A 13,085-nucleotide genomic window follows, 5' to 3' on the forward strand; every position below is an offset into this window, starting at 1 on the left:
CTTTTTGAAGATCTCGTAATTTTCCTCTCCGACAGCATCTTTGCGGACATAGATTTGAATCTGGCCTTCCCGATCCTGGATGTGGGCAAAGCCAACCTTGCCCTTGCCGCGCTTGGTCATGAGCCGGCCGGCGATAGTAGCGGTTTGCGCTAAATCGTGCAGTTCTTCCTTGCTTTTATCGCTGTATTTTCTTTTAGCTGTGCGGAATCTGCAGTGCGCTCAAAGCGTTTGCCGAAAGGATCAATTCCCTGTTCAGCCAGCGCAGCCATTTTTTCCCGGCGGATCAGCTGCTGGTCATTTAATTCTTCCATATGTTCGGTGGTCATTTTTTCCTCCTAAAGGTTATAATTCTCAAATGATAGAACTCTCATAGTTTGAGTATAAATCGCCTTACTATTCTATCATAAAAAGTGTGGAAATTCACCTATATTTGGTCAGAAAATAAGAAAAACTGCTATTTTCGGGAAATGGCAGTTTCATCCTCATACAGGTAATCCAAATTATTCCAGGTGAGCAGCTGGAAACTGTCGAAATCTTCCGTTTCCAAAATGGTCACGCTGGCATTGGCCAGGCCGCCTTTCTTGCGCAGCAGAGGAGTGGCATATCCCAGCAGGGTCCGGATACTGGCTGTCAGATTGGCACCGTGGCCGACAAAAAGCAGCCTCCTGCAGTCCTCATCTTTGAGGCTCTTGATAAAAGAGGTGGTCCGGTGGGTGGTCTGGTAGACCGATTCTGCTTCAAACATGCTGTGATCAAATTTTGCCAGATTGTGACGGAAAGCCGTCATTTGGTGAGGATAGATGGCCTCAATGGTCGCAATTTTGGCCCCTTCCAGCTTACCCAGCCGCCATTCTCTCAGTGCTGCCGTCTGGATGATTTCTGCGGGGAAGCAGCTTTCTTCCTGCAGGATCTGGGCAGAGCGGACGGCCCGCGGTAAATCGCTGGTGTAAATCCTATCAAAGCGGGTGCGGGCCAGATGCCTGCCCAGCAGGTGCAGCTCTTCGATAGCCGCAGGAAGCAGGGGTGAATCGCCTCCGGCTCCCTGAAAACGTCCTTCCACATTCCATTCCGTTTTGCCGTGTCGGATAAAATAGAGTTTCATTGTTAATCCTTGCCTCTTTCTTCTCTTCTAAGTCCATTATAAACGGAAAAGCCCCAATCTTCAATAGGAAATCGGGCTTTCTTGTCTTTCTTCTTTTAAATCAGCAAAGCTGGCCTGTACAAAATCGGCCAGTTCCTGAGCCTGAATGGCAATGCTGCGGCCGACTTCGCCGGCAGAGACAATAATCCTGTCCTCAGTCAAAGCCTGCTGGTCAATGTAGATAGGAAAGCTGTGCTTTTGCCGGATTCCCACTGGGTTGTTGGCTCCGTGAATGTAACCGGTCGTCTTTTCCAAGTCCTTCTGCGGAATCATGCTGACCTTTTTATTGCCGGAAATTTTCGCCAGTTTCTTTTCAGAAAGGTGTTCTGTAATGGGCAGGATGCCAATGACTGTCCCGGTTTTGTCACCTTTCAGGGCCAGTGTTTTGTATATTTTTGAGCGGTTGCAGGCTGGCAGCTCCTGATCCTCTAAGGCATTGAGCTGCAGGCCCTGATGCGGAATCTCAGCCTTGGTCAGAATCTGCTCAACCAAGGTCTTTTTCATTTTTGTTTTTTTAGCCATTATTTGTACTGATCTTCTAACTGCGACATCCACAGTCCCAGCCAAGTTCCCAGTCCGAAGAAAAAGACAGCGAGAACGAAGGTAAAGACGGAGATACCGCTGTAATGGATGCTTTCACTGTTGCCAGTCTGAGGGATGACGATTAAAAGCGTGCTGGACAGGACAATACCGATAATAAAGTGATAGACACGGGAATGGTAGCGATTCAGAATATAATCCATCGCCTTGGAAAAGAGAACCAGAGCCAGCGCTCCGCCAATGGCAATCGGCAGGAAAGTCCCCAAGAGGTCCAGATGCTTGAAGCCAATCAGCATAGGACTGTAAAGACCTAAAATCAGGAGCAGATTGGAGGGACTGAGTCCGGGGACGAGTATGCCCAGAGCGATTAAGGCGCCGGCCAGAATGAAAGAAAGGAAATTGGCGGGAAGGGTTCCTGTGATTCCATTTAGGGAATAAAGAAAGACTCCCGAGAGGATGAAAGTCAGCCAGAAGACGGCTATGTCCACGCGGTCGCGCTCGCTTTTCTGGACAGACTCCCGAATCAGGCTGGGAATGGTTCCGATAATGGCGCCGGCAAAGCCCCAAAGGACAATGACCTTATAATGCCGCAGCAAAAATTCGACAGGCAGGGAAAAGGCCGCAATCCCCGCAACCATACCAATGCCCACCGGCAAAAAATAGAGGACATTTTTTTTAAAATCTTCCTTGATATGAGCCAGAAAATGAATCAGCCGCTCATAAATACCCAAAATAGCAGCCAGAACACCGCCTGAAACTCCTGGTAAAATAAAGCCCAGAGCAATCACCATGCCTTTAAATACTCTTGCAAACCAAGAAACCATAATTTCTCCCTTTTTTATCATTTCATATTTTCTACTTAAAGAACCCTCATCTTTGACAGGCAGCCTTCAACAGCCCCCAATCCGGCAGATCTGATTCCAGAGTGGGGCAGGCTGGGGAAGGTGCTTCAGCCTGCAGCCAGAAACAAGAGAGGGAGTCGGGCAGGCAGCAGGACAGACTCCCCGCTGCTGCATCCTGTACACCAAAAGCTATCACGATAGGAAGATAGCTGCTTCTGTCCCAGTCTCGTAAGTCCCTGAGACGATTTATCGGCCATTGGTGTTCCGCTGTTCCCTTGTTTGCTGTTGATTTTTATCGGGAAGTCTAAAACAGTTTGAGAATCAGAAGGATGATTTCATTAAGTAGTAATTAAATTATTATACCATAAAGTCTACTGATAGCGACAGTCTTTTGGGAAAATAAGTGAAAAGTAAAGGATTTGCAACAAAAAAGCGGCAGCGGCATTTCAGGTGCCTGCTGTCGCTTTATTCATTTATTCCTCGGCCTTAGGCACGGAGAATAATTTTTGATAGGTTGCCAGGCTGTCTTTTAAGGTAGACAGCTGGTTCAAATCCAGATAATGTGAAAAACCAGTCAGCTGTCCCTGAGAGGTGTATTGGTGCAGATCGTAATCCTGATCGGTACTTGGAGCGGCATTGTAATAGCCGTTGTCATTGCCGTAGGTCGGAATCCAGATGGCTGTAAACTTGTCAGTAGAAATACTGTGTTCTTCCATAAAGTAGGTTCCGATATAGATTCCGATATTGCTGACACCTAGGGATGCGAGTTTGGCCCGAAAGGCTTCGACTCCTGCATTCATATCAGACATGGTCTTTTCTTCAACATCAAGCCAATAGTAGGTTGGATTGTATTTTGAAGCAGCCTTGTAGAAACTTTCCGCCTCTTTTTCCATTTCTTTCTTGCTGTTGGCAGCCACATAGGCATAAACAGCCACCGGGATATTGCGCTTCTGAAACTCCTTGATATGCGTCTCGTAGGCCTTGTCAAGTCCGTTCAAATGAGTAGCGGCATTCTCTTTTTTGGCCTGAGCGCCGCTGTGGACACGGACGATAACTCCTGAGATATTTTGTGATAATACATCATAATTTATCTCACTGGGCAGCTGCCAGCCAGAAATATCAATAATCGGTCTGGAAATGAATTCTTCATCTAACTCCAAATCCTGAGTTCCTTCCTTTGAGGAACTGGACGATGTTGTCTTAGGGTCTGAATTTTGTGCTTGTACTTGCCGCTCCTGAGAGTCTGTTAACTGCTTGCTAATTAAAATAAATGCAATAAAACAGCTAAAAAATATCAGGACTGCAAGCGGTTTAATCCTTTTCCTCATACTGATTCATTTTAACTTAAAATAAATAAAAAAGCAAAAAATATCTCTAATTTTGCATGAAAATAGATAAAATGTAATACAACTGAAATATAAGAAAAGCAGGAGACCTATTTTGAAAGCTCAAAGTTTTTTGTTCAGCAGTTTTTGGATTGTTTCTTCCATGGTCCGGGGAGAGGTTTGGGGAGAGAAGCGCTGTTCGACCTGTCCGTCCCGGCCGACCAAAAACTTTGTGAAATTCCATTTAATGTCACGGCTCAACAGCCCGCCTTTTTCCTTTTTCAGCCACTGAAAGAGCGGAGCGGCCTCGGGGCCGTTGACTTTGACCTTGGCAAAACGGGGAAAGCTGGTGCCGTAGGTAAGGCTGCAGAAGCTGTTGATGTCGTCAGCATTTCCTGGTGCCTGCTGGGCAAATTGGTTGCAGGGGAAGTCCAGAATATCAAGCCCGGCTTCGTGGTAGCGCTCATAGAGCTCCTGCAGTTCCTGGTACTGCGGAGTCAGTCCGCAGCCGGTCGCTGTATTGACAATCAGCAGTACCCGACCCTGATAGTCTGCCAGTGTCTGCTCGCTGCCGTCCTGTTTCCTGACAGGGAGTTGGTAAATCGTTGTCATCCTAACCTCCTTCTATATCTTCTCTATCCTATCATATTTTATTTGAGATTTCATGCCAAAAGTTGCCTTCCGTCTCCTGCTAATGCTTTTTTTTCAGGCCAAAAGGTGGTATAATGAGAGTTGAATTTTTAGAAGTTTGATGGTGAAGTATGAAAATTGATAAGAAGCACTTGCTGAATTATTCCATCTTGATTCCCTACATGATTCTTTCTGTTTTGGGGCTGATAGTGGTTTATTCAACGACAAGTCCAACCTCGATTCAAGCTGGGGGAAATGGTTTCGGGATGGTCTTGAACCAGGGAATTTTCTGGATAGCGAGTTTATGTGCGATTGCACTCCTGTACAGGATGCGCTTGGATTTCTTAAAAAAAGGGAGCTTTATCACTCTGATTATTTTTATCGAAATCATTCTCCTGCTCCTGTCCCGATTTGTATCAGGGACCATCAACGGGGCTCACGGCTGGCTGAGAATCGGAGCGTTCAGTGTGCAGCCGGCGGAGTATCTGAAGATTATCCTTGTCTGGTTCTTGGCCTATCGTTTTTCCAGAAAGCAGGAGGAGATTGGCATTTATGATTACCAGGCCCTGACCCTCAACCGCTGGATCCCGCGGGCCTTTAATGACTGGCGGGTCATTGTAGCTTTGCTGATAGGGATTGTCGCGATCATGCCTGACTTGGGCAATGCGACCATTCTGATGCTGACTGTTGTCATTATGATAGCTGTCAGCGGGATCGGCTACCGCTGGTTTTCTACCATGCTGGGCTCGATTGTCGGGGGTTCCACGATCATCTTAGCCAGTATCTGGCTGATTGGAGTGGAGCGGGTCGCTAAGATTCCTGTTTTTGGCTATGTGGCCAAGCGGTTCAGTGCCTTTTTTAATCCCTTCAAAGACCTGTCAGGTTCGGGGCACCAGCTGGCCAATTCCTACTATGCTATGAGCAACGGCGGCTGGTTTGGTCTGGGGCTGGGAAATTCCATTGAAAAGCGCGGCTATCTGCCGGAGGCTCATACAGACTTTGTTTTTTCCATTGTCATTGAAGAGTTTGGTTTTTTCGGAGCCAGTCTGATTTTGGCCTTGCTTTTCTTTCTCATTCTGCGGATTATCTTGGTCGGGATTCGGGCCAAGGATCCCTTTAACTCCATGATGGCTCTGGGCATCGGCGGTATGATGCTCATGCAGACCTTCATCAATATCGGCGGCATTTCCGGCCTTATTCCTTCAACAGGAGTGACCTTTCCTTTCCTATCACAGGGAGGAAACAGCCTCTTGGTCCTGTCAGTGGCCATAGCTTTTGTGCTGAATATCGATGCCAATGAGCGCAGAGATGCTCTTTATGAGCAGCTGCGGGCTGAGAAGGAGCAGGAAGAAAACTAGTGTGAATAGTCTATGTAAAAATTGAAAGGTGAAAACATGTCCTTTAAGAAACTAGAAAGCTACAGCAATAAAGAAGTCATCCGCGAAGAAGTTGCTATTTTGACGGATTTGCTCTCTGATATTACGCGCAACATTCTCAGTCCAGAAACCTTTGAAAAAATTTCTGTCATGGAAGAGCTGGCAATGGCTTCTAACTATCAGGAACTAAAAGCCATTGTAGAAGAGCTGACCACTGACGAAATGGTTTATATTTCCCGCTATTTCTCCATTCTGCCGCTTTTGATTAACATTTCCGAAGATGTTGACTTAGCTTATGAAATCAATCATCAGAATAATATCAACCGCGATTATCTGGGGAAGCTGTCCACGACCATTGATTTGATTTCCACTCGGGAAAATGCTCAGGACATTCTGGAACACCTCAATGTTGTGCCGGTTCTGACAGCTCATCCGACTCAGGTACAGCGCAAGACCATGCTGGATCTGACCAATCATATCCACAGCCTGCTGCGCCAGCACCGCGATGTCAAAGCGGGTCTGGTCAATGAAAAGAAATGGCTGGCCAATCTGCGCCGCTATATTGAGCTCATGATGCAGACGGACATGATTCGGGAGAAGAAGCTGAAAGTGACCAATGAGATTACCAATGTCATGGAATACTATAACAGCTCCTTCCTGCAGGCTATCACCAACTTTATGGTAGAGTACAGGCGGCTGGCTGAAGAGAAGGGGATTCAGCTGGAAAATCCCAAGCCCATTACCATGGGAATGTGGATTGGCGGCGATCGCGACGGCAATCCTTTTGTAACGGCTGAAACCCTGAAATTATCGGCTACCGTGCAGAGTGAGGTCATTCTCAACTATTATATCGACAAGGTTTACACCCTCTACCGTACCTTTTCCCTGTCGACCAATCTGTCAGAAACCAGTCAGGCAGTAGCTGAGCTGGCGGCTCGGTCCAGCGATACATCTGTTTACCGTGAAAATGAACCCTACCGCCGTGCCTTTCATTATATCCAGTCCAAGCTGATTCAGACTCTGCTCTATCTGAAAGAAGGCGACTTTTCCGGCAGCGGCCGCCATAAGGCAGGCGGACCGGGGGCAGATCGGGACAGCCAGAACAGTCTTGCCGTCAGCAATAAGGGCAAGGAGATCATTCCCAACTATATCCAGTCCCGCATCAATGAAACCCTGACAGAGCTGAAGAAGGAGGACACTCCTTCTTATAAGACGGCTCAGGAGTTCAAAGACGATCTGCTGATTATTCGCGATTCCTTGATTGAGCACCACGGGGAAGCTTTGGTCACGGGTGATTTGACGGAGCTGCTGCAGGCTGTGGATATTTTTGGTTTCTATCTGGCCAGCATTGATATGCGTCAGGATTCCAGTGTCCACGAAGCCTGTGTGGCTGAACTTCTGGCCTCAGCCAACATTGTGAAAGATTACAGCAGCCTGCCTGAAGAGGAAAAATGCCAGATTCTGCTCCAGCAGCTGCTGGAGGATCCTAGGATTCTGTCTGCAACCCATGTTCCGAAATCGGACCTGCTGCAGAAAGAGCTGGAAATTTTCAGGACAGCCCGTCAGCTTAAGGATGCGATTGGTGAGGAAGTGATTAAGCAAAATATCATCTCACATTCAACCAGTGTATCGGATTTATTGGAGCTGGCCATTCTGCTCAAGGAAGTGGGCTTGATTGATGAAAATGGTGCCCGTGTGCAGATTGTACCACTTTTTGAAACCATTGAGGATTTGGATAATTCCTGTGATACCATGGAGAAATACCTGTCTCTTCCTATCGCTCAGAAGTGGATTGCATCCAAGGACAACTATCAGGAAATCATGCTGGGCTATTCAGACAGCAACAAGGACGGCGGCTACCTGTCATCCTGCTGGACTCTTTACAAGGCCCAGCAGCAGCTGACCGCTATTGGAGACAAGTTTGGGGTTAAGATTACCTTCTTCCACGGCCGTGGGGGAACCGTGGGCCGCGGCGGCGGTCCGACTTATGAGGCTATCACTTCTCAGCCTCTGCGCAGTATCAATGACCGCATCCGCCTGACTGAGCAGGGCGAAGTCATCGGCAACAAATACGGCAATAAAGATGCTGCTTACTACAATCTGGAAATGCTGGTATCGGCCGCCATCAACCGGATGGTGACGCATAAGAAGAGCGATACTCATACTTCCAATGAATACGAGCGCATCATGGACCAAGTGGTCGGCCGCAGCTACCAAATCTACCGTGATCTGGTCTTTGGCGACGAGCGCTTCTATGATTATTTCTTTGAATCCAGTCCAATCAAGGCTATTTCCAGCTTTAATATCGGCTCCCGTCCGGCAGCCCGCAAGACCATCACCGAAATAGGCGGTCTCCGGGCCATTCCTTGGGTCTTCTCCTGGTCTCAGAGCCGGGTCATGTTTCCAGGCTGGTACGGTGTCGGCTCCAGCTTCAAGGAGTTTATTGACGAGGATCCCGAGAAAAATCTGGCCTTCCTGCAGTTCATGTATAAGAGATGGCCTTTCTTCCAGTCCCTCCTGTCAAATGTAGACATGGTCCTGTCCAAGTCCAATATGAATATTGCCTTTGAGTATGCACAATTATGTGAAGATAAGGATGTTCAGGATATTTTCACTATCATCCTGGATGAATGGCAGCTGACTAAAAATGTGATTTTGGAGATTGAGGGCCATGAGGAACTGCTGGCAGAAAATACCTATCTCAAGGACAGTCTGGACTACCGCATGCCTTACTTTAATGTTCTCAACTATATCCAGCTGGAGCTGATCAAGCGCCAGCGCCGCGGCGAACTCTCACCAGAGCAGGAAAGACTGATTCATATCACCATCAACGGAATCGCCACCGGACTTCGGAATTCAGGCTGATGGAAACCCAGAAATAGCTGTAAAAAAATCGGGTTCTTCCCGGTTTTTTTGTTATACAGTCTCTTAGCGTTAAAACATCTCAGGGAGAAGTCTACAATACGGACAAAGAGTTAGCTTATCTTAATCAGACTTATCAAACAGCAGAGGAGTGCAAATTTTCCGGCATCATCCTGACTGGCAGGGCCGAGAATTTCGCCCAGTTAGAGGGGAAAGAATGGATTTATGCCTCCAGTATCGGAGCCTCTGCACCCAATCAACCTTATTATCAATTAGACAGGGAATAATTCACAAAAAAATGCTAAAAGGCTTGCTTTTTCATTAAAATTTGATAAAATAGTAAGGAAAGTTAGACTGTATTGCCTACTGTCTATCTATAAAATATATTTTATTGGAGGCTTTTACTCAAATGGCAAAAGAAAAATACGATCGTAGTAAACCGCACGTTAACATTGGTACTATCGGACACGTTGACCACGGTAAAACTACCCTGACTGCAGCAATCACAACTGTATTGGCTCGTCGTCTTCCAAGTTCAGTGAACCAACCAAAAGACTACGCTTCAATCGATGCTGCTCCAGAAGAACGCGAACGCGGAATCACCATCAACACTGCGCACGTTGAGTATGAAACTGCTAAGCGTCACTACGCTCACATCGACGCTCCAGGACACGCGGACTACGTTAAAAACATGATCACCGGTGCCGCTCAGATGGACGGAGCTATCCTTGTAGTAGCGTCAACTGACGGACCAATGCCACAAACTCGTGAACACATCCTGCTTTCTCGTCAGGTTGGTGTTAAGCACTTGATCGTCTTCATGAACAAAGTTGACTTGGTTGACGATGAAGAATTGCTTGAATTGGTTGAAATGGAAATCCGTGACCTCTTGTCAGAATACGACTTCCCAGGTGACGATCTTCCAGTTATCCAAGGTTCAGCTCTGAAAGCTCTTGAAGGCGACTCTAAATACGAAGACATCATCATGGAATTGATGGATACTGTTGATGAGTACATTCCAGAACCAGAACGCGACACTGACAAGCCGCTCCTCCTTCCAGTCGAAGACGTATTCTCTATCACTGGTCGTGGTACGGTTGCTTCAGGACGTATCGACCGCGGTATCGTTAAAGTCAACGACGAAATCGAAATCGTTGGTATCAAGGAAGAAATCCAAAAAGCAGTTGTTACTGGTGTGGAAATGTTCCGCAAACAGCTTGACGAAGGTCTTGCAGGGGACAACGTAGGTGTGCTTCTCCGTGGTATCCAACGTGATGAAATCGAACGTGGACAAGTTATTGCGAAACCAGGTTCAATCAACCCACACACTAAATTCAAGGGCGAAGTTTACATCCTTACTAAAGAAGAAGGCGGACGTCACACTCCATTCTTCAACAACTACCGTCCACAGTTCTACTTCCGTACAACTGACGTTACAGGTTCAATCGAACTGCCTGCAGGTACTGAAATGGTAATGCCTGGTGATAACGTTACAATTGAAGTTGAATTGATCCACCCAATCGCCGTTGAACAAGGTACTACTTTCTCTATCCGTGAAGGTGGACGTACCGTTGGTTCAGGTATGGTTACAGAAATCGAAGCTTAATTCGGTTCCGTTCCCAGATGAACAATTATAATCAGACACTAAGCTCCGCTTCGGCGGGGCTTTTTTGCGGCTGAGCGTCACTGCAGCGGACTGCTGGAGTCAGCCGAGCCGAAGGGTTTCTGCTCTTGATGTTAGAAGAAGATGAACCTAAAATTGAATGAGCAGACCTTCGTGCTTCAACAGCCCAGACCCGGCAGTAATCACTGCTTATCAACAGGAACAGGGTGTGTGAAAATAAAGATGTTTCAATTTGATGAAATTCTGTGGATAACCTTTATTAATTGGCGGAACTGTGGTACAATACTACCTATAAATAAAAATAGAAGAGGTATGTGAAATGTCACGTAAACCATTTATTGCCGGTAACTGGAAAATGAATAAAAATCCGCAAGAGGCTCAAGCTTTTGTGGAAGCTTTAGTAGGTAAATTGCCATCTTCAGACCTTGTTGAAGCAGCAATTGCTGCTCCTGCAGTTGATTTGAATGCTTTGCTTTGGTTTGCAAAAGATTCAGAATTGAAAGTTGCAGCTCAAAACTGCTATTTTGAGAATGCGGGTGCCTTTACTGGTGAAACTTCTCCAAAAGTATTGTCAGAAATGGGTGTTAACTACGTTGTTATTGGTCACTCAGAACGCCGTGATTACTTCCATGAAACTGACGAAGACATCAACAAAAAAGCAAAAGCAATCTTTGCAAATGGTATGCTTCCAATTATTTGTTGTGGTGAATCACTTGAGACTTATGAAGCGGGTAAAGCTGCTGAATTTGTAGGTGCTCAGGTATCAGCAGCGCTTGCGGGATTGACAGCTGAACAAGTTGCTTCAACTGTTATTGCATACGAGCCAATCTGGGCAATCGGTACTGGCAAATCTGCGACTCAGGACGATGCACAAAAGATGTGTAAAGCGGTTCGTGATGTCGTGGCTGCTGACTTCGGTCAGGAAGTTGCAGATAAAGTTCGCGTGCAGTACGGCGGTTCTGTAAAACCTGAAAACGTTGCAGAGTATATGGCTTGCCCAGATGTGGACGGAGCGCTTGTCGGCGGTGCATCCCTTGAAGCAGAAAGCTTCTTGGCCTTGCTTGATTTTGTAAAATAACATTTTATCAAAAGACTTGTCTTCTCAAAGGTGACAAGTTTTTTAAAAATTGGAGAGAAAAGGTGAAATCGAAAGAATTAGTTTATTTAGCGAGTACGGCCATCTTATTGGCCGCAACAGCAAATGTGGCTCAGGCTGAGGAAAAGACAGTTGCTGATTCCGGGATACTCGTAACGGAGCAGCCAGCCGGTCTGCAGGGCCAAGCAGCAGGCGAAGAAGCAGCGGTGTCTGCTGCCGATGAAAGGGCCGATCAGACAGGTATAGCAGACAGTCAGCCCGCTGTGCAAACACAGCCGACTGTGACAGCGTCGGAGACAGCAGCGGCTGGTCAGACTCAGGCAGGCTCAGCAGCTCAACCCTCTGCCTCTGCTGCAACGGAAGTGCCAGCTCAGCCGGAAGAGCCAGCTGCAGGCCAGAAAGAGCAGGCAGCCACTCAGGAAAGCATGGCTGCAAATCCAGCGGCAGCAGCCAGCCAAGAAAAAGAAGCTGCAAAAGCTCCCGCAGCCAATGCGGAAACACAGCCGTCTGCTGCAAGTGCAAGTTCAGCGGGCCAGTCCGGATTTTACAATGCAGCAGCTAATGCCCAGACCGCCCGCAGCAATCCGCAGGCGGAAATCAAGGGTTCTTCCTTTGTGGATGTCAGCAGCCACAATGGCCAGATCAGCGTTGAGGATTATCGCAAACTGGCCCAGCAAGGCGTGGGAGGCGTCGTGGTGAAGCTGACTGAAGGCACAACCTATACCAATCCCTTTGCTGAATCGCAGGTGAAAAACGCCCAAGGTGCCGGTCTGCAGGTGTCTACCTATGCTTTTTCACACTATACCAGTGATGAAGAAGCAAGAGCAGAAGCGCGTTATTATGTATCGGTTGCCAATCGGCTCGGCTTATCGAAAAGCACAGTCATGGTCAATGATATGGAAGATCCTAAGATGCAAAATGGGATTAACCAGCATACGCAGGCTTGGGCAGATGAAATGCGCAGGCTTGGCTATGCCAATCTCATGTATTACACCAGTGCCAGCTGGCTGGATCAGAATAATCTCCGCAGCAAGGGACCGGTCAATACTGCTCAGTTTGGTTATAGCAATTTCTGGGTGGCTCAGTATCCGTCTGCCAATCTAAAACTGGACGGCGCCAAGTCTCTCAAATACAACAGCGGAGCAGGAGCATGGCAGTTTACTTCTCAGGCCCAGCTGCTGGCTGGCAAGCATGTCTTTGATCACAGCATTGACTATACCGGGCGGTTTACCAAGCAATCGGCTCTTGCCAATCAGCCTTTGAAAGGCGACATCGGCATTCAAAACAACAATACTGCCAATGGAAGCTTTGATGTAGTCATTTCAAATGTTTCTGCTCCTTATGGAGTATCTGCTGTTAAGGTGCCGGTCTGGTCTGAGGTAGACGGCCAAGATGATATCATCTGGTATGAGGCTGGCAGACAGGCTAATGGGACGTATAAGATAACCGTTGAATCAAGCAGGCACAAGAACTCGACGGGTCAGTACAATGTCCATCTTTACTATGTCCGCAATGACGGTCAGCTGGTCGGTGTGAGCGGCACGAAGACAACCGTTTCTGTCAAAAAGCCTGAAGGCACGCTTAGTATCCAAAATAAAAACAACAGTACGGGCGAATTTGATATTGTGGTCTCAGGGATTGTGGCTCCT

The 13,085-nt window shown here is 47.3% G+C and carries 11 protein-coding genes and 1 pseudogene; 6 read left to right on the forward strand and 6 right to left on the reverse strand.

Annotated features, from left to right (window positions below):
• The 6 genes and pseudogenes from STRDD11_RS04785 to STRDD11_RS04810 form a co-directional block, all read right to left on the reverse strand.
• Positions 1–326 (reverse strand): annotated as a pseudogene (locus STRDD11_RS04785) (OB-fold nucleic acid binding domain-containing protein); the annotation flags it as partial.
• Positions 327–454: 128 nt separating this feature from the next.
• Positions 455–1,102 (reverse strand): histidine phosphatase family protein, encoded by a 648-nt coding sequence (locus tag STRDD11_RS04790; protein ID WP_128835909.1) that lies wholly within the window; start codon positions 1,100–1,102, stop codon positions 455–457.
• Positions 1,103–1,162: 60 nt separating this feature from the next.
• Positions 1,163–1,663: an aminoacyl-tRNA deacylase gene (locus tag STRDD11_RS04795; protein WP_128835912.1), complete on the reverse strand. Its 501-nt coding sequence runs from the start codon at positions 1,661–1,663 to the stop codon at positions 1,163–1,165.
• Positions 1,663–2,505, reverse strand: coding sequence for a DUF368 domain-containing protein (locus tag STRDD11_RS04800; RefSeq protein ID WP_128836308.1), 843 nt, complete (start codon positions 2,503–2,505; stop codon positions 1,663–1,665). The genes STRDD11_RS04795 and STRDD11_RS04800 overlap by 1 nt, the downstream gene beginning before the upstream one ends.
• Positions 2,506–2,996: 491 nt before the next feature.
• A complete protein-coding gene (locus tag STRDD11_RS04805) occupies positions 2,997–3,851 on the reverse strand; it encodes a glycoside hydrolase family 25 protein (RefSeq protein ID WP_128835914.1) in 855 nt (284 codons plus the stop codon).
• 120 nt (positions 3,852–3,971) lie between these two features.
• The gene (locus STRDD11_RS04810) at positions 3,972–4,460 is read right to left on the reverse strand and encodes a glutathione peroxidase (protein ID WP_128835916.1); all 489 of its coding nucleotides are present in this window, start codon (positions 4,458–4,460) and stop codon (positions 3,972–3,974) included.
• Between the two features lie 149 nt (positions 4,461–4,609).
• On the opposite strand from STRDD11_RS04810, the gene STRDD11_RS04815 reads away from it, so the two are divergent.
• From STRDD11_RS04815 to STRDD11_RS04840, 6 genes are all read left to right on the forward strand, one after another.
• Positions 4,610–5,836: a cell division peptidoglycan polymerase FtsW gene (locus STRDD11_RS04815; protein ID WP_128835919.1), complete on the forward strand. Its 1,227-nt coding sequence runs from the start codon at positions 4,610–4,612 to the stop codon at positions 5,834–5,836.
• Positions 5,837–5,872: 36 nt separating this feature from the next.
• Positions 5,873–8,719, forward strand: a complete 2,847-nt coding sequence (ppc, locus tag STRDD11_RS04820; protein ID WP_128835921.1) for a phosphoenolpyruvate carboxylase — start codon at positions 5,873–5,875, stop codon at positions 8,717–8,719.
• A 53-nt stretch (positions 8,720–8,772) separates the two neighbouring features.
• Positions 8,773–9,003, forward strand: a complete 231-nt coding sequence (locus STRDD11_RS04825; protein ID WP_277592707.1) for an anti sigma factor C-terminal domain-containing protein — start codon at positions 8,773–8,775, stop codon at positions 9,001–9,003.
• 122 nt (positions 9,004–9,125) lie between these two features.
• Positions 9,126–10,322, forward strand: a complete 1,197-nt coding sequence (gene tuf / locus STRDD11_RS04830; RefSeq protein ID WP_128835923.1) for an elongation factor Tu — start codon at positions 9,126–9,128, stop codon at positions 10,320–10,322.
• 337 nt (positions 10,323–10,659) lie between these two features.
• Positions 10,660–11,418 (forward strand): triose-phosphate isomerase, encoded by a 759-nt coding sequence (gene tpiA / locus STRDD11_RS04835; protein ID WP_128835925.1) that lies wholly within the window; start codon positions 10,660–10,662, stop codon positions 11,416–11,418.
• A gap of 62 nt (positions 11,419–11,480) precedes the next feature.
• The coding region (locus tag STRDD11_RS04840; protein ID WP_206512677.1) for a GH25 family lysozyme at positions 11,481–13,085 on the forward strand (1,605 nt) is incomplete at its 3' end.

The sequence above is a fragment of the Streptococcus sp. DD11 genome (genome assembly GCF_001578865.1).
In the GTDB taxonomy this organism is placed as follows: domain Bacteria; phylum Bacillota; class Bacilli; order Lactobacillales; family Streptococcaceae; genus Streptococcus; species Streptococcus panodentis.

What these genes read in the sequence shown, in the direction of transcription:
- STRDD11_RS04800 (WP_128836308.1), bottom strand. Translation starts at nt 2,505, where the DNA reads ATGGTTTCTTGGTTTGCAAGAGTATTTAAAGGCATGGTGATTGCTCTG.
- STRDD11_RS04815 (WP_128835919.1), top strand. Translation starts at nt 4,610, where the DNA reads ATGAAAATTGATAAGAAGCACTTGCTGAATTATTCCATCTTGATTCCC.
- STRDD11_RS04805 (WP_128835914.1), bottom strand. Translation starts at nt 3,851, where the DNA reads ATGAGGAAAAGGATTAAACCGCTTGCAGTCCTGATATTTTTTAGCTGT.
- STRDD11_RS04810 (WP_128835916.1), bottom strand. Translation starts at nt 4,460, where the DNA reads ATGACAACGATTTACCAACTCCCTGTCAGGAAACAGGACGGCAGCGAG.
- tpiA (WP_128835925.1), top strand. Translation starts at nt 10,660, where the DNA reads ATGTCACGTAAACCATTTATTGCCGGTAACTGGAAAATGAATAAAAAT.
- ppc (WP_128835921.1), top strand. Translation starts at nt 5,873, where the DNA reads ATGTCCTTTAAGAAACTAGAAAGCTACAGCAATAAAGAAGTCATCCGC.
- STRDD11_RS04790 (WP_128835909.1), bottom strand. Translation starts at nt 1,102, where the DNA reads ATGAAACTCTATTTTATCCGACACGGCAAAACGGAATGGAATGTGGAA.
- STRDD11_RS04795 (WP_128835912.1), bottom strand. Translation starts at nt 1,663, where the DNA reads ATGGCTAAAAAAACAAAAATGAAAAAGACCTTGGTTGAGCAGATTCTG.
- tuf (WP_128835923.1), top strand. Translation starts at nt 9,126, where the DNA reads ATGGCAAAAGAAAAATACGATCGTAGTAAACCGCACGTTAACATTGGT.